This is a genomic window from Mycolicibacillus koreensis, assembly GCF_002104795.1.
GTDB lineage: Bacteria > Actinomycetota > Actinomycetes > Mycobacteriales > Mycobacteriaceae > Mycobacterium > Mycobacterium koreense.
The window spans coordinates 1-16994 of sequence record NZ_NCXO01000042.1; the positions used below are offsets into that span (position 1 = coordinate 1).

Below are 16994 nucleotides of genomic sequence, written 5' to 3' on the forward strand. Positions count from 1 at the left end.
CAACCACGGCCGGATACTCCACAATCAACAACCATCACGGATCAGAACCCGCAGACCCAGGTTGGTGGCGTAGAGCCGGAAATCAAGCAGCGGTCCACGTGGAAATTCTTGCTGTCCGACGAGCTCTACACGTTCTGCGGGATCACGGAGTCAACGGCAGCGCCAACCTGCGGCCTTTTAGGGCGGCATCAGTGCGGTTGGCGGCCTGAAGCTTCCGCATGATGTCGCGGATGTGGGACTTCACCGTGTTCGGCGAAATGAACAATTGCGAGGCGATTTGAGCGTTGGTGTTGCCGACAGTCAGCAGGCCGAGCACCTGGCGCTCACGTTGGGTCAATTTGGCGTGTAGATCCGAGTCTCGATATTGCCTTCGCTCCCCCACGCTCCGGCCGTCATCGCCATCGCCCAATTCAGCGATCGCAGCGAAATCCCCCGGAATATTTGAGTCGAAAGTTTCGGCAAGCAGCGCGATCTCGCGAGTGTGCTCGTCGATGAGCGCCCGCATGATGCGCAGGCGCTCCAACGTCAGGTTTCGTTCAAAAATAGTCCCAATACCTTCCGCAAGAAACCCAAGTCGGTCGCGGTCAGTCGAGTCGACACCACCGCATCTTTCAGCAAAATCGGCATGCAGCAGTGCAAACGGTTCGTCCCACACATACACCGGCGCCGCGACATATGCAGTCGATTTGACTGCCGCAGCAAGTTCGGCGTGGACACGCGGGTCTTTCTGTGCGTCATGAATAAGAATTGGCCTACGATTTCGTAGCATGGACCATTCCGGCAGTGGCTCACCGAGTTGGCGCGGTCGCTCCTGGCTGATGCGCACCAAGGCATCGGCTAGGATCGCATCGTCACCAACGTATGCCGATCGAATTCGCCAACTGTTATCTTGAACGGTCGAGAAAAGAATCCGCTGGAACCCCTCACGGCGCAATTCAGCCGGTATGCGATCAGCCAATTGCGAGTTGTTCCGAACGGCTCGTAGTCGAGCAAGGGCACCGGGAGCAGCATCTGTGTTCCCCGTCGGAGCGATCGGCTCCCCGGGCACCGCCTCGTCCGGAATATTTGCCACGGGTACACACTAGCGAGCTAACAACGTACCGCGCATCTCCCAACAGTGGTAGTTATCCGGCACCCTGGGGGCAAACCCAAAATCACAGACCACCGAACTATGGCGCCACGCCGCTGGGATCGCCGGTGCCCAGCCGTGCACGATGGAATTTTGCTACGGCCTCAGTACGGTTGCTTGCACCGATCTTTCGCAAAATTCGCTTGACGTGAGATTTGACCGTTCCTTCCGTGACGAACAAGCTTGCCCCAATTTGTGCATTTGTTCTGCCGGTGGCGAGGGCCCGGAGCACCTCTCGCTCACGGCTGGTCAGCTCAGCGAGCGGGTCTTGCCCACCTCGCGGGCCGTCTGCTTGCAGTAACGGCCTTTCGACCATTCTCTCGACAGTCGGAGTGCCGACTCCGGCCAGATCCATGACATCAATCGTGAAGTCGTCGGCCAGCGCATTCGCGGTGCTCAGGTACGCGCCGGCCGCCTCTCGCATTGACCGTAGCCGTTCGAGCATCGCATTGCGCTCCAGTGTGATTCCCAGTCCTTCAGCGAAGGCGCCAAGGATCCCGCGGTCGAATTCACATACGCCTTGGATCCCGGTGTGATGGTCAGCGTGCAGAAGCCCCACCGCCTGACCCCAACTGAATACCGGCGCCGCAACATAGCCAGCGCTTCTGGTCACTTCGTTGAGTTCAGGATACACGCGCGGATTGGCTGCGGCGTCGCGGACAAGAATGGGCGTCCCGCGTCGCACCATTTCATGTTCGGGCAACACGTTGGTGAGTCGTCGGGGGTTCGATTTTCCCGCCGCGACCATCGTCGCCGCTAAGTTGCGATCTTCGCCGGCAAACGCCGACCGCGCATGCCATACCCCGCCTTCGAGGCGTGAAAACAATACTCTTGTGAAGCCAATCTTATAAGCTTGCTGGGGAGCGCCCTCCGCCAACGCCGCCAGCGAGCGCAACTCACGCAGTCCGCGAATCGCTTCGTGAGCGGCGTTGATCTGCTGATCCCGGCGCGCGAGGAGCGCATCCTTAAGCGCTAATTGGAGTTGCATGGCCCGCATGAGCAACGCCGATATTTTCAGGTAATTCTGCGATTCAGACTGTTGCTCCATGAGGTCGAGGCGGCCAACCAACGCGGTACGAATCAGGGTCAGCATTTGATCCGCTGCGACTACGTCCCAATCTGCGCTGCCGTTGCGAATTACGTCGTCGCCAACAAAGGTGATAGCCCCGCGCAGGATGTCACGCGCTTCCTCCAGGCATCCAGCGATCTCGGAACTCGGGGCATTTTTGACGGTCACTACGCAGGCCTCCTCAGGTTCGTCGGGCCTGAACGCTCAGGTACCTCCTCGACGACGCAGCAGTCCCGCCCAGTATGTGACCAACGCCACGATCACGCAAGCAGTTCGGTGCAACGTCCGGGGCGCGCGCCTGATCACCTGACTCGCACGCTTGCCGAGGGCGACCACAGGCACTTCGGCGGTTCGGGACCCCCAGTGTCCGCCGTTCGCCAGCGTCCGCCGTTCGGTCGTGACACGGACGCCGGCTCCGGCGTGGCGCGTTTCTGAACATCGAGCGCTTACGATTCCTGATCCCCGCAAGCGAGATCGATTCGATGAACTAATCCGCCCGATTCAGACCTGTCGGCCGCTCAACTCCCAACGTAGCTTCGGTTGACGACGCACAATGCGAGGAGAGACGTTTGCGACTTGAGACGTTGTTGCCCTTGGGCAAAGTCGATCCGGGACTAAGAACGCCCGCGACCCCACTTGACATTTTTTCAGTGGCCGAAAGTGCCTCACTCTTAGAGGACCTCGGCTACAACGGGCTCGTCGTCGAAGAGACCAAGGACGACCCGTTCACGGTATTAACCCTCGCAGCGGGACGCACGCAGCGACTGCACCTGACCACAGGGGTGACCATCGCTTTTCCCCGTAGCCCGACGGTAATGGCGCTCAACGCGTGGACGCTGCAAAAGCTTTCGCAGGGTCGCTTCACCCTTGGGCTGGGAACTCAGGTCCGCGGACACATCCAACGACGCTATGGGATGCTCTGGCACCCGCCCGGGCCTTGGATGAGGGAATATGTCCAGGCCGTGCGGGCGATCTGGGATTGCTGGCAGCACGGTACCCCGCTGCAGTTCTCGGGCGAGCATTACAAGCTCTCGCTAATGGTGCCTCTCTTCGACGCGGGCCCGATCGATAACCCCGATATACCAGTTCATCTCGCGTCCGTGAACAAGGGCATGTGTGCGGTCGCCGGTGAAGTCGCTGACGGGATCCGACCTCATCCGGTGTGTACGCCCTCCTACATCGAGGACGTGATGTTGCCGGCGGTTCGCCGCGGGGCACAGCGAGCGGGCCGAAGCCTCGACTCGTTCCGCGTGTGCATGAAGCCGCTCGTCGCGTCGGCTCGCACCGAGGAAGAGCTCGTCGACAAAGTCCGCGACGCCAGAGCACGCATCGCCTTCTACGCTTCGACCCCGGGATACGCCGCAGCCTTTGAACATCTGAATCTGAGCGATCTGGCAACTGAGGCACACGCGCTGTCCAAAGCTCAGCGCTGGGAGGAGCTTCCCGCGTTAATCGATGACGAAACTCTCGACGCGTTTGTCGTCATCGGAACCTACGACGAAATTGGCGACCGGATCATCAACCGGTTCTCGGGAGTCGTAACCGACATCGAGTTTTCGATAGCCGTGCACGATGACGCCGATCTCGCCACACTGGCCGACCTGGCGCGCACCGTCAAATCGGCAGACGACTCAGCCGCCCGCGCACTCATCACCGGACGCGATACGCTGGCGGTGTCGGCCACGGAGCCCGTACCGTGACGACGTCGGTACCAGGTCTCGACGATTCGCGAGCGCGGAGTCCGATCCAGCCGGACGAGATCGCCGCCGTGGCGAATTGGATGTCCGGCCAAGGACTCGGCGGGGGCCCGCTGACTGAAGTCGCCGCACTGGGCGGCGGAACACAGAACGTCATGGTGACGTTTGTTCGCGACGGACGTCCATATGTACTTCGACGGGGCCCCCGGCATCTTCGGCCACAAAGCAACAAGGCGATCTTGCGTGAAACTCGAGTACTGGACGCGCTCAAGACCAGTGACGTACCACATCCGCAACTGATCGCGGTGTGCGCCGACCCCACACCGCTGGGCGGGGCCGTCTTCTATCTCATGGAGCCCATCGACGGTTTCAACCCCAGTGTCGAGTTGCCCCCACAACACGCAAATGATCCCGACATTCGCGAACGAATGGCCTTCAATATCATCGATGCACTCGCGAAGCTCGGTGAAATCGACCACCGCGCAGTCGGCCTCAATGATTTCGGGAAGCCCGATGGGTTCCTTGAGCGGCAAGTGCCGCGGTGGCTCGCCGAGCTAGAATCCTACAGCGGATTCGACGGCTACCACGGGCCAGAGATTCCCAACATCGATCTGGTTGCTGACTGGCTCGTACGAAACCGTCCCGCACAGCAGCCCGCAGGGATCATGCATGGTGACTTCCACGCCGCGAACGTGATGTTCGACCGATCCTCACCCGATGTAGCTGCCATCGTTGACTGGGAGATGGCAACCATCGGTGACCCACTGCTCGATCTCGGATGGCTGTTGGCGACCTGGCGACTCCCCCAGGCCCCAAGCGTGTTCGGCGGACCGCTGATGGATTCCGCGCCGCTGCCCAGCGCAGCCGACCTTACCGCTCGATATGGCCGACGCAGCAGCCGGGATCTCAGCGCCATGACCTGGTACACCGTCTTGGCCTGTTTCAAACTTGGAATTCTACTCGAGGGAACCTTTGCTCGAGCGACAGCAGGCCTCGCCCCGCGACGAACAGGCGATGAACTCCACGCCGCCACCTTGCAACTGTTCGAGCGCGCCGCCGACCTTATGAACGGAGAGCAATGATCGACTTCACCATCCCCGCCGACGTGGTAGCGCTGAGCGACGAGATCCGCGCATTCGTCATCGATGAAATCATCCCGTACGAGGCGGATCCCCGACTCACCCAACACGGCCCCACCGATGAACTGCGCGACGAACTCGTCGCGCTGGCCCGTAAACGAGGACTGCTCAGCTTCCAGGCCACGCGTCGTTACGGTGGGCGCGAGCCTTCCCACTGCGACCAAGCGGTGCTCTACGAGGCTGCGGGCTGGTCCACCTTGGGTCCGGTGGCGCTGAACTGCGCCGCCCCTGACGAGGGCAACATGTATCTACTGACCAAGATCGCTGACGACGAGCAATCTGAGCGCTATCTGAAGCCGGTTATCGACGGTCACCAGCGGTCGGTGTTCGCGATGACCGAGCCGGACGGCGCCGGATCCGACCCGCGGCAGCTGACGACGACGGCGACGTTCGATGGCAGTCAATACACGATCAACGGACGTAAATGGCTGATTACCGGCGCCACCAACGCCAGAACGTGGATCATCATGGCCGACGTCCCGGAGAGCCCCACAGGTCCGGGTGGTCCCACCCTGTTCGTCTGCGACGGCAACACACCGGGGATCGTCATCGATCGGATCATGTCGACGATGGACCGCAACTATGTAGAGGGCCACGGCGTCGTCACGTTCGACCAGCTGACTCTGCCGGCTTCCGCTGTCCTTGGCGAAGTCGGGAATGCCCTGCGTTACGCGCAACTTCGCCTCGCTCCGGCCCGGCTCACGCACTGCATGCGCTGGTTGGGGGCCGCCGAGCGTGCTCAGTCGATCGCAGTCGAGCACGCGCGTACCCGAACCGCTTTCGGCAAGCCCATCGGCGAACATCAGGGAGTCTCGTTCATGCTTGCCGACAACGAAATCGCCCTGCAGCAATGCCGCCTTGCGATCTGGTGGGCGTGCTGGCGACTCGATCAGGGCGAGAAGGGGCGCCACGAAAGTTCCATGGTGAAGGCTCTGGTATCCGAGGAGCTGTTCAAGGTCGCCGACCGTTGTGTGCAGGTCCTCGGTGGGATCGGGATATCCGATGAGACGCCGATCGGAATGATCTTCCGCGACATCCGCGCCTTCCGCCTGTACGACGGTCCAACCGAGGTCCACAAGCATGCGATCGCTCGGGACATTATGCGGCGCAACAGCGCCAAGGCATGACCAGCGTGGGTGGGCAGCGCGCGAATGCTGACAGTGGCTCCGACGGGGGCAACGTCGGCCCCCTGACCGGAGTGAAGGTCATCGAATTCGCCGGCATCGGTCCTGCGCCGTTCGCCGCGATGATGCTCGGCGACCTCGGCGCTGACGTGATTCGCATCGACCGCCCTGGCGGCCATGCCGGCAATCCCGTCCCGCCGCACCTGGACTTGCTCAACCGAAACCGGCGCTCTTTGGAGCTTGACCTGAAAGACGCTTCGGATCTTGATGTTGCGAGGAAATTGATCGTCGCGGCTGACGTTCTGGTCGAGGGCTACCGACCCGGAGTCACCGAGCGACTCGGCCTCGGGCCGCAGGAGTGCCACGCACTCAACGCCCGCCTGGTCTACGCCAGGATGACCGGATGGGGACAGTCGGGGCCCTTGGCATCACACGCCGGACATGACATCAACTACATATCTCGCGTCGGTGTGCTCGACGCGATCGGACCCGGCAACGGACCGCCGGCCATCCCACTGAACATCATCGGCGATTTCGGCGGCGGAGGCATGCTGCTGGCTTACGGGATCCTCGCGGCACTCCATCACGCCGGTAGGACCGGGACCGGACAGGTCGTCGACGCGGCCATGACCGACGGCGCCGCCCTGCTGACCACGATGCTGCACGCTTGGCGCGCCGCTGACCGCTGGGTCGACCGTCGCGGTGCAAACATGCTCGACGGCGGGGCACACTTCTATAACGTCTACCGGACCGCGGACAACCGGTATCTGAGCGTCGGTGCAATTGAGCCACCGTTCTACAGCGCCTTTCTTCGGGGACTCGGCGTGACCGAAGAGGGAGACTGGCAGACCAGCCACACCAGCCCCGAGCAGTGGCCCGCCATGATCGAGCGGGTTCGCACGATCATCGCCGGTCGGACCCTCACCGAATGGATCACCACGTTCGAAGCAACCGACGCGTGCGTGTCGCCGGTGCTCACCATCGACGAAGCCGTGACAGATGCCCATAACGCCTCACGATCAACGTTCGTGGCGGTCGATGGCGTCGCGCAACCCGCACCGGCACCAAAGTTTGATCGCACGCCGGCACCGCTTCCACTACGCCAACCAGCGCCAGGGCAACACAACGACGAGATTTTGCGCGCTCTCGCGCAATCCGACAACTGGCCAGCCAGCCGTCTGCGGGACTGGCGTGGCAATTCGATGGCGAGCACTCAGACTCAGGAGCACCCATGATCGATGACTCGAACACTGCCTACATCTTCGATGCCATCCGAACACCACGTGGAAAGGGTCGGCCCAGCGGATCCCTGCATATAGCCAAACCCATCTCACTGGTGGTGGGCCTAATCAGTGAACTGCGGAACCGGCACCCCGACCTCGCTCCGGAAGCGATCGAGGACATCGTTCTCGGCATTGTCTCGCCGCGAGACGAACAGGGGTCCGTACTGCCTCGCATTGCTGCCTTGGCCGCGGGCCTGCCGGTCACCGTCGGAGGCTTGCAGGTCAATAGGTTCTGTGGGTCCGGTCTCGAGGCGGTCAACATCGCCGCGCAGAAGGTTCAATCCGGCTCGGAGTCGTTGGTCCTCGCCGGCGGCGTGGAATCCATGTCCCGAGTCGCGATGGGGTCTGATGGCGGCGCGTGGTTCGAAGATCCCGCCACCAGCATCGCAACCGGCTACGTTCCGCAGGGGATCGGCGCCGACCTCATCGCAACGATCGAAGGCTTCGACCGCGAATCCGTCGACGCCTATGCGATTCGCTCCCAACGACTCGCGGCTGCCGCGTGGTCAGGTGGGTACTTCGCAAAATCCGTCGTCCCGGTCAAAGACGAGCACGGCTTCACGTTACTAGACCGCGACGAACACCTGCGTCCCGAAGCCACACTCGGATCGCTAGCTAAGCTCGAACCCGCGTTCGCCAGACTCGGCGCCGACGGCTTCGACGCGGTGGCCTTGAGCCGCTACCACTGGGTCGATCGCATCGATCACGTCCACCATGCCGGCAACTCGTCGGGCATCGTCGACGGCGCATCGCTCGTCGTGATCGGTAACAAAGACGCAGGAACACGGTGTGGTCTGACCCCCCGCGCCCGCATCTCCGCCACGGCGACGTCCGGTGCCGACCCCACCATCATGCTCACCGGGCCCACCCCGGCCACACAGAAACTGCTCGCAAAGGCTGGACTGCGTGCCGACCAAATCGACCTCTTCGAGATCAACGAAGCCTTCGCAGCCGTCGTCCTCAAATACATCAAAGATCTCGATCTGCCGGAAAACAAAGTCAACGTCAATGGTGGCGCGATCGCCATGGGACACCCCCTCGGCGCGACTGGCGCAATGCTGGTCGGAACCATCGTCGACGAACTCGAACGTCGCGACGCACACCGCGCAGTCGTCACCTTGTGCATCGGGGCGGGCATGGGCGTCGCCACCCTCATCGAACGCGTTTAGATCGCCTCATTCCTGACGTCAAGGGAGACTCCGATGACCACAGTATCCACCCACCCCATGTTCGATTGGAACCTGACCGCCGATGGTGTCGTCGTCTTGACCATGAATGACGCCGACAATACCGCGAACACCGTGAATGACCGCTTCAGAAACGACTTTTCAGCGGTGCTCGACCGCCTCGAGGCCGAGCGTGACACCGTTACCGGGGTCATCCTCACCTCCGGAAAGTCCACGTTCTTTGCGGGTGCCGACCTAAGCGAGTTCGCGGGCCTGGGTCCCGATGCGATCGCGCAAGTCGCTGCGATGCTCGACACGTTGAAGGTTCACCTGCGCCGGCTGGAGACTCTGGGCCGCCCGGTGGTAGCCGCCCTCAACGGCGCCGCGCTAGGCGGTGGATATGAGCTGGCTCTGGCCTGCCATTATCGGGTCGCCGTCGACGATCCGACCGCCCTTGTCGGTCTACCCGAGTCCAAACTCGGTGTGCTCCCCGGTGCTGGCGGCACCGTCCGGACGGTCCGAATGTTCGGAATGCAGAAGGCACTAGAGGAGATACTGCTGCCCGGAACCCGCTTCACGCCGAACGAGGCGCTGGCGGTCGGATTGGTCGACGAGGTCGTCGACGAGCCCGACGAACTCATCGTCGCAGCTGCCCGCTGGATCGCGGCCCACCCCGAGCCGAAACAGCCGTGGGATGAGCCAGGCGCCCGCATTCCGGGCGGAGCTCCGGGCGAGCCGCGCACAACCCGGCTCCTGACGATGCTGCCGGCACGACTGATGGCCAGAACCCGCGGCGCCTCGGACGCCGCGGCGGAGGCAATCCTGGCGACCGTGGTTGAAGGCGCTCGAGTAGACTTCGCCACCGCTCAAACCATCGAGTCACGGCACTGTGCGGCGCTCATCGCGAGCCCCGCGTCGTCGAACATCATCGCTGTGACATTCTTCGAGCCACGCGAGATCCGTCGCGCGACACGCCGCCCCGCCGATCTGCAGCCTTTTCGCGCGCGATTGGCGCTGGTGATCGGTTCCAACTCGGTGGCGGCGGAGATTGCGCACGCTTGCGCCGAAGTGGGAATCGATACCACGATCACGGCAGCCGATTTCGGCGCGGCCGACTCGGTAGCCGCTACGGTGAGGGCGCAGCTCAGCCAGGGCTCCGGGCAGGTCCGTGCCTGTGACATCGACAACTGCGGGCCCGCGGTCGACGTCGTCATCGAGTCGGTTTTCGATGACGCGAAGGAACGGCGCCGTCAGCTCGCCTCCGCATGCTCCCGGCTTCAATCCGGCACTTTGATTCTGTCGAACTCGTCGGCGCTGCCGATAAGCGAACTCGCGGATGTTGTCCCCGAGCCGGAAAACATGGTCGGGATGCACTTCTTCACCCCGGTGGATCGCATGACCCTGCTGGAGGCCATCGAGTCGGATCGCACGTCGGCGGAAGCGCTGGCGAAGGCGATCGACTTCGGTGGCCAACTCGGCAAGAGATCGGTGGTGATGGGTGATCGGCCAGGTTTTTTCACCACCAGGATTCTGCACGCGTACCTCGATGAGGCATTGACGATGCTCGCTGGTGGAACCCCGGCGCCATCCATCGAGCGAGCAGCCCAGCATGCCGGGTATCTAATCGGGCCGCTCGCCCTGGCCGACCACTTGTCATTTTCTGTCCTCGCCCGCATCGACGGTGAGATGACCGACTTCACATCCACCAGCCCAACCGTGATCGCCACCACGCTCGGTCGAATGAACGCCGAGTTCCACCGGACAGGACGAGCCGGAGGCCGTGGGTTCTACGAGTACGAGCAGGACAGGCGGACCGGACTGTGGGCTGGCTTGGCGCAGGCTTTCGGCACCGGCCGCGAAATACCTCACCTGCCCGAGCTTCAGGATCGTCTCCTCGTCCGCCAGGCACTCGCGGCGCTGCAAGCACGGGAAGAGCTTGTGGCGCGCAGCGACGCCGAAGCGAATGTCGCGTCAGTGTTCGGCGTGGGGTTCCCGTCCTGGACCGGCGGCTGCCTTCGGTTTGCCGACCAATACGACGGGGGTTTGCCCGGATTCGTGCAGCGATGTGGCCTGCTTGCCGAGGCTCACGGAGACCGCTTCACTCCGCCTGCGTCACTTATCGAACGAGCAGGCCGACACCTTGTTCGTGGGTGAGGCGCGGCAGCGGCGGAAAACCCCTTTCCGGGGGTGGCCGCATCGTGGGAGAAAGAGCAATCGATGTACCTGACCCAGGGGTTCCACCGCTCGCTTCAGCAAACGCCGGATACTCCGATGACCATATTCGGTGATCGCGTCCGTACATTTCGCGTAGTCGCCGATCGGATCGGCCGGTTCGCCGGAGCGCTGCGCCACATCGGGGTCGAACCCGACGATCGCGTAGCCATCCTGGCCCTCAACTCCGACAACTATTGCGAACTCCTACTCGCGGTACCGTGGGCAGACGCCGTTCTCAATCCCGTCAATACGCGGTGGGGCCCAGCCGAGATCGCATTCTCGCTAGCGGATTGTCAAAGCAGGACCCTCGTCGTCGATGATAAATTCGCTCCGCTGGTCCCCTCTCTGCGAGAGGCGTACCCGGACCTCACGTCTGTGATCCACTGCGGTGAGAATCCGACTCCTCCAGGCATGCTCAGTTATGAGCAGCTGATCGCCGAGCACGCCCCGGTTGACGATGTGCGCCGCGGACAGGACTCACTCGCCGGCCTGTTTTATACCGGTGGAACGACCGGGTTTCCCCGGGGCGTCATGCTCAGTCACGCGAATCTTGTCACGTCCAGCCTCGGGGGCGCGGCCTGCGGTCTGTTCCGCGCGGGCGGTCGCTACCTGCATGCCGCGCCCATGTTCCACCTCGCCGACATCACCGGCGGGAACGTTCAAGCGATCGTCGGCGGAACTCACATCGTCTTACCCACCTTTGACGTCGAGGCGGTACTGGACGCTGTTGAGCAACATCGGGTTACCGGCACGACGCTTGTCCCCACCATGATCCAGGCCATCGTTGATCATCCGTCGATACGGACACGGGACGTTAGCAGCATCGAAGACATCCTGTATGGCGCCTCACCCATCACCGAGGGTCTCCTCTCGCGGGCAACAAAGATATTCCCGGCGGCCGGGTTTACCCAGGCGTACGGGATGACCGAGCTGGCGGGCCTGGCGACCCTTCTGCGACCGTCCGACCATCGACAGGGCCGTCTCCGGTCGGCGGGCCGAGCGATCCCACACACCGAGGTGTGCATCACCGATACAACTGGAGCTGAGGTTCCGCGCGGCGTGATCGGTGAAGTCCGAGTACGTGGCGGGCACACAATGCAGGGCTACTGGAACCTCTGCGAAGAGACGACTACCGCCATCGTCGACGGATGGATGCGTACAGGAGACCTCGGGTACATGGACGACGAGGGTTACGTCTATATCGCCGATCGGATCAAGGACATGATCGTCACCGGCGGTGAGAATGTTTACTCCGTTGAAGTGGAGAACGCGCTCGGGTCACATCCTGCTGTGCGCGAATGTGCGGTGATCGGCCTACCCGATGACCAATGGGGAGAACGGGTTCACGCCGTGGTCGTGTTGCACGAGAACACCCGTCCAGACGTTGGCCAACTGCGCGACCACGTCAAGGCGCGCATCGCCAGCTATAAGGCACCCCGTTCCATCGAATTCGTCGATTCGCTCCCGCACACTCCGACAGGGAAGGTGCTCAAACGGGAACTGCGACTAAAGCGCGGGCCACTCAAATAGTCAGTGTCGGAGTTTCGAGGTCAACCGGCGTTCCGGTTCAGATCCAGCGCCCGAGGCTCAGTCCCACTGGGGCAGCATGGAATCCACGTACCGCGCGCCGACAGCGCCGGGAACGATCTCCGCGATACGATCCAAGTCCCCCGACGACAAAACGAGATTAACCGCGCCGACGTTCTCTTCAACGCGATTCTTGCGTCGGCTTCCCGGAATCGGCACGATGTCGTCGCCCTGCGCAAGCAGCCATGCCAGGGCCACCTGCGGAAGGGTCACCCCAAGCGAGTCCGCGAATTCGCCCAGTCGAGCGGTCACCTCACGGTTCTTCTCGAAGTTGCCGGGTTGCCACCTCGGATCGAATCGACGCATATCGTCATCGGCGTAGTCGGCGGCCTCTTTGACACTTGCCGTGATGAAACCCCGGCCGAGGGGCGAATAAGCAACGAACCCAATCCCAAGTTCGCGCAACGTCGGAAACAAGCGCTCCACGCCGCGCTCGAACAGAGAATATTCCGTCTGCAACACCGACACCGGTTGCACCGCGTGGGCACGCCGGATCGTCTTCTCGCCCGCCTCGCTCAAGCCAAAATACTTGACCTTGCCGGCCTCTATGGCCTCCTTGATGACTGCTGCGACATCTTCGATCGGAACGTTTGGGTCCACACGGTGCTGGTAGAAGATGTCGATGCAGTCGACGCCGAGATTGCGCAGGCTGTTGTCGAGCACCTCGCGGATATGCGCGGGGCGGCTGTCGACGCCGAGGTCGGGGGCGGTGAACCCGAACTTCGTCGCGAGGATCACGTCATCACGGAAGCCCTTGACCGCTCGGCCGACGATCCGTTCGTTGTCGCCCCACCCATACATCTCGGCCGTGTCGAAATGAGTGACACCGAGGTCGTAGGCACGACGGATCGCTTCGATTCCGCCCTGCTCGTCGGCGGGGCCATAGGCGACCGATACCCCCATTGAGCCGTATCCGATCGCTGATGAAGTCAATCCTTGCCGGCCCAGTATTCGTTCACGCATGCATTGACCTCCATGTCAGTCAGATCATGTCAATGATGACAGAGACTGTCAACAACGGCGTTCGGTGTAACGTCGGGCTTATGGTGAAGCCGCCAGAGTCGCAGATCCAGCCGCCTCGGCTCCGCGATTGGACCCGCGCCGCCGTCCGCACTGAAATCGCCGACCGCGCACTTCAACTCTTCGACGATTACGGGTTCGATGCGACGACGGTCGCCAACATCGCTGCGGTCGCAGGTATCTCGGCGCGCACGTTCTTCCGCTATTTCGCGACAAAAGAAGATGTCGTCTTCGGCGACCTGGTTCCCATCGGCGAATCGATTCGATCAACGCTCGCCGGCCGTCCAGCCGACGAGTCCGCGTGGGCGGCGTTGCGCGCTGCCGTCCACGTCATCGCCGACATCGCGGACGCGGAGCATGAGACCGCTCTCCGCGTAACGCGGGTGGCGTCGAGCAGCGCCTCGTTGCGTGCACGAAGCCATGAGAAGCACGCAGCCTGGGCAAGCCTGCTCACCCCGCTCATCCAGGCGCGGCTCGTCGGCCCCGACGACCCGCGCCTCGCCGCGGAGGCGCTCGTTTACAGCGCGCTCGCCTGCCTCGATATCGCGCTCGACGAGTGGGCTCGGTCAGACGGGAAACGAAACCTTCGCCAGCTCATCGACATCGCATTCGACGCGGTCGAACAACAGGTCGTCATCCCCGGGCGCGCAGACGCCTGAGGCCGGCCTTCACAGTGCCGGCCGACTGGGCACGAAACCGATCAACGACTACCTTTCAACTTCCTGCGAAAGGCCCGGATATCGTGAGGCCGGCGAGCCTTCTAGGCCACCAACCGGCTGCATTCTGCCCACGGCCCAGACCACTCGAGGCGATTTCGCCCTACAGTGGACAAAGACCCACCAACGGCGATGAGCACAGCGACTGGGCCACGAGACGGTCGCTCATCCCGACCACAGCTGAAGGAAACTTGCGGAACCATGGCGACGTCATGCGCGTATTACTTCCAAGAGACTATTAGAAGTGCCGAGCGTCATGGAATAGACCCGGACATGCTGCTGGCGGAGATCGGCCTCGACAGCAAGCAGGTCTACGACCCGGCCTGGCGCGGCGACGTCGTTTTGCTTGCCCGTCTCGTTCAGTTGATGTGGTACTCCCTCGACGACGAGTTCATGGGTTTCCTCGGACGGCCGGCACGACCCGGGACGTTCGCCCTGATGGCCTACGGGATCATCAATGAGCCTTCGCTTGAATCGGCACTCCGCAAGGGGACGCTGTTCTATCACCTTGTCAACGATTCGATGGCGATGACACTCGACGGCGATGAGAATCGCCTCAGCATGCGCATCGAATTCGCGTGCACGGAGCTCGACCCCAACCACTACTTCATCGAATTCTGGGCGACGATCTGGTACCGGCTCGTGGGGTGGCTGGCCGGGGCGCTACCGCCGCTGGTGGCGGCGACGTTCAACTACCCGAGGCCGAACGAGTACGCGGACGAACTGCAATACATCTTCCCGTGCCCCCAGCACTTTGACAGCGCGGCGACATCGATTGTCTTCGAACGCGCCTTTTTGCAACAGCCGATTGTCCGCACCCGAGCTGAACTCAAACGGCTCCTCGCCGCGGCTCCACTCGGCTTCATGTCGTCGCCCATCGACGAGTTCAGCGTCGCACGGCGAGTCAGAACAACACTGCTGGGCGCCCGGGAACTGCCGCTCGTCTTCCCTCCCCTCAGCTCGGTGGCACACCAAATGAACATGGCGGAGCCTACGCTGCGGCGAAGGCTCCGCGACGAGTCAACCTCGTATAGGGAGATCACGGCCAGCATCCGACGAGACCTCGCCGTCCAACGGCTCCTCGGCAGCTCGATGCCGGTGCAACAGATCGGGGAGCTGGTCGGCTACGGCGAAACCCGGGCGTTCACGCGGGCATTCAAACAGTGGACGGGACACAGCCCCTCGTCCTACCGTGAACGCCTTGCCGACAAATTCCGGCCGTCGGCAGCCGACGACGGTTAGCCGCGCCGGGTTATAACCATCCAAGGCCGCGAATGGAACTCCGACGCCGAGAACGCAAGTGGCCAGGACGTCGGACCGCGTGGCACATCGAAGTCTCTGCCATCGTAACCAGCATGCGGTCAGTCCACCGGCGCCCTCCGGCACCCGGCTGAACCACCAGCGGTTCCTTGTGACTCCGCCAGAGGCGAGATGGCCAGCTCGCCAACGTCATAGCGTCCTATCCCGAACGCTCAGGGGGTAAGCACAACTTTCACCACGTCGCCGCGTCGTTGGGCGACGATCGCCTCGTTGATCTCACTGAAAGGCATCGTGGTGATCAACTTATCGTAGGGAAATTTGCCCGCCCTATAAAGGTCCACCAGGTAGGGGATGAACGTTTGGGGATCGGCGTCGCCCTCGACGATGCCCCGGACGGTCAGTCCGAGCAACGGAACCTGGAACAACCCTACCGAAAAGATCGCTTGCGGGTCCGCGGGGACACCGAGCAGGCCCAGCATGCCGCGTACCCCAAGGGCCCCAGCGAGTTGTTCGGCGACGGAAGCGACCGCGGTGGTATCGAGCGCATAATCGACGCCGCCGGGAGCAATATTTCGAATCTGTGTGACGAGATCGCCTGTGCCAGGATCGATCACATGGGTGGCACCAAGGTCGAGCGCCAAGGTCCTCCTGCTCTGGAGAGGTTCGATGACCACAATGTATTCGGCCTGGCGGACAACGGCGGCCAGCAGCGCGGCGAGCCCGACCGAGCCCGCACCGGCGATGACGACCGTTGAGCCGGGCTGAACGTCGAGCGAGTTGAATACCGACCCGGCACCGGTTTGAATGCCGCATCCCAGGGGTGCCGCCAGTTCCACGGGGACCCCAGGCGGCAACTTCACTACGTTGCGCTCACGCGCAATCGCGTGCGTGGCAAACGACGACTGACCGAAATAATTGGCGCCCAGTCTAGTACCGCCTGCACTGAGCCCCGACGAGCCGTCAGCCCGTTGGCCGCTGAAATTGTATTCCATGAACTCGTGGCAGTAAGAGGGCTCGCCATTTGCGCAGCGCGGGCATTTCGCGCAGCTATTGAAGCTGATCGCCACATGGTCGCCTGGGGCCACAGTTGTCACGTCTGCGCCGACCGAGAGCACCGTCCCGCTGCCCTCGTGACCCAAAACCCCTGGCAACGGGAACGGCAGGTGGCCCTCACTGACGGCAATATCGGTGTGACAGATTCCGGCTCCCGCGATCTGCACCACAACTTCGTCCGCCGCGGCAGCCTGGAGGTCCACTTCGGTTAACGTGAATGGCGCGCCCGTCCTCTCAGTCACGGCGGCGAGAATCTGCATGACATGCCCCTTCTGTGATTTTACTGACCTTCGATTCTTGTCGACCGGTCCGGGCCATGCGTCCCCATAACGGATGGTTGTGAGCGCCACGAAAGGGATAGAAACCCAAATGCTCCAATGTTGCGGGGGCGGGTCTACGGTTACGACGAGGAGTAGGTACGTTTCACCATTTCCGTACCCGGATCGACCGAGGCGATCGGCGACCGCACTGTTCCAGACGGCCGCATGGAAGGTAACGACTCCGCCGCGCGCCGGAGCGAGCCGGCTTGTCACGGCG

General features: G+C 62.6%; 13 protein-coding genes. 9 read left to right on the plus strand and 4 right to left on the minus strand.

The genetic code is table 11. The features are described from left to right. Positions 1–142: 142 nt before the first annotated feature. Both B8W67_RS15960 and B8W67_RS15965 read right to left on the minus strand, forming a co-directional pair. The gene (locus tag B8W67_RS15960) at positions 143–1072 is read right to left on the minus strand and encodes a LuxR C-terminal-related transcriptional regulator (protein ID WP_131814696.1); all 930 of its coding nucleotides are present in this window, start codon (positions 1070–1072) and stop codon (positions 143–145) included. A gap of 97 nt (positions 1073–1169) precedes the next feature. Beyond that, on the minus strand, positions 1170–2366 hold the full coding sequence (locus tag B8W67_RS15965) for a helix-turn-helix transcriptional regulator (protein WP_069393671.1): 1197 nt from the start codon (positions 2364–2366) through the stop codon (positions 1170–1172). 425 nt (positions 2367–2791) lie between these two features. Between B8W67_RS15965 and B8W67_RS15970 the strand changes: the two genes are divergently transcribed. The 7 genes from B8W67_RS15970 (at position 2792) to B8W67_RS16000 (ending at position 12351) form a co-directional block, all read left to right on the plus strand. Beyond that, positions 2792–3898: a TIGR03617 family F420-dependent LLM class oxidoreductase gene (locus B8W67_RS15970; RefSeq protein ID WP_264033566.1), complete on the plus strand. Its 1107-nt coding sequence runs from the start codon at positions 2792–2794 to the stop codon at positions 3896–3898. Between the two features lie 80 nt (positions 3899–3978). Continuing rightward, on the plus strand, positions 3979–4977 hold the full coding sequence (locus B8W67_RS15975) for a phosphotransferase family protein (protein WP_069393680.1): 999 nt from the start codon (positions 3979–3981) through the stop codon (positions 4975–4977). Further along, complete coding sequence (locus B8W67_RS15980) at positions 4974–6161, plus strand: acyl-CoA dehydrogenase family protein (protein ID WP_069393669.1); 1188 nt, start codon at positions 4974–4976, stop codon at positions 6159–6161. The genes B8W67_RS15975 and B8W67_RS15980 overlap by 4 nt, the downstream gene beginning before the upstream one ends. Then, positions 6158–7393, plus strand: a complete 1236-nt coding sequence (locus tag B8W67_RS15985) for a CaiB/BaiF CoA transferase family protein (protein WP_084229043.1) — start codon at positions 6158–6160, stop codon at positions 7391–7393. Before B8W67_RS15980 ends, B8W67_RS15985 begins: the two co-directional genes overlap by 4 nt. Continuing rightward, on the plus strand, positions 7390–8610 hold the full coding sequence (locus tag B8W67_RS15990; protein WP_069393667.1) for an acetyl-CoA C-acetyltransferase: 1221 nt from the start codon (positions 7390–7392) through the stop codon (positions 8608–8610). Before B8W67_RS15985 ends, B8W67_RS15990 begins: the two co-directional genes overlap by 4 nt. Positions 8611–8643: 33 nt before the next feature. Beyond that, on the plus strand, positions 8644–10761 hold the full coding sequence (locus B8W67_RS15995) for an enoyl-CoA hydratase-related protein (RefSeq protein WP_084229042.1): 2118 nt from the start codon (positions 8644–8646) through the stop codon (positions 10759–10761). A gap of 63 nt (positions 10762–10824) precedes the next feature. After that, on the plus strand, positions 10825–12351 hold the full coding sequence (locus tag B8W67_RS16000) for an acyl-CoA synthetase (RefSeq protein WP_069393679.1): 1527 nt from the start codon (positions 10825–10827) through the stop codon (positions 12349–12351). A 57-nt stretch (positions 12352–12408) separates the two neighbouring features. On the opposite strand, the gene B8W67_RS16005 is transcribed toward B8W67_RS16000, so the two are convergent. Further along, the gene (locus B8W67_RS16005; protein ID WP_069393665.1) at positions 12409–13371 is read right to left on the minus strand and encodes an aldo/keto reductase; all 963 of its coding nucleotides are present in this window, start codon (positions 13369–13371) and stop codon (positions 12409–12411) included. A gap of 80 nt (positions 13372–13451) precedes the next feature. Between B8W67_RS16005 and B8W67_RS16010 the strand changes: the two genes are divergently transcribed. Then, entirely contained in the window at positions 13452–14087 is a 636-nt protein-coding gene (locus B8W67_RS16010) for a TetR family transcriptional regulator (protein WP_069393664.1), read from the plus strand. Positions 14088–14345: 258 nt separating this feature from the next. Continuing rightward, positions 14346–15386, plus strand: coding sequence for an AraC family transcriptional regulator (locus B8W67_RS16015; RefSeq protein ID WP_069393663.1), 1041 nt, complete (start codon positions 14346–14348; stop codon positions 15384–15386). A gap of 230 nt (positions 15387–15616) precedes the next feature. Here the strand turns inward: B8W67_RS16015 and B8W67_RS16020 are convergent, their stop codons facing one another. Further along, positions 15617–16717: an NAD(P)-dependent alcohol dehydrogenase gene (locus B8W67_RS16020; RefSeq protein WP_085304980.1), complete on the minus strand. Its 1101-nt coding sequence runs from the start codon at positions 16715–16717 to the stop codon at positions 15617–15619. Positions 16718–16994: the final 277 nt, after the last annotated feature.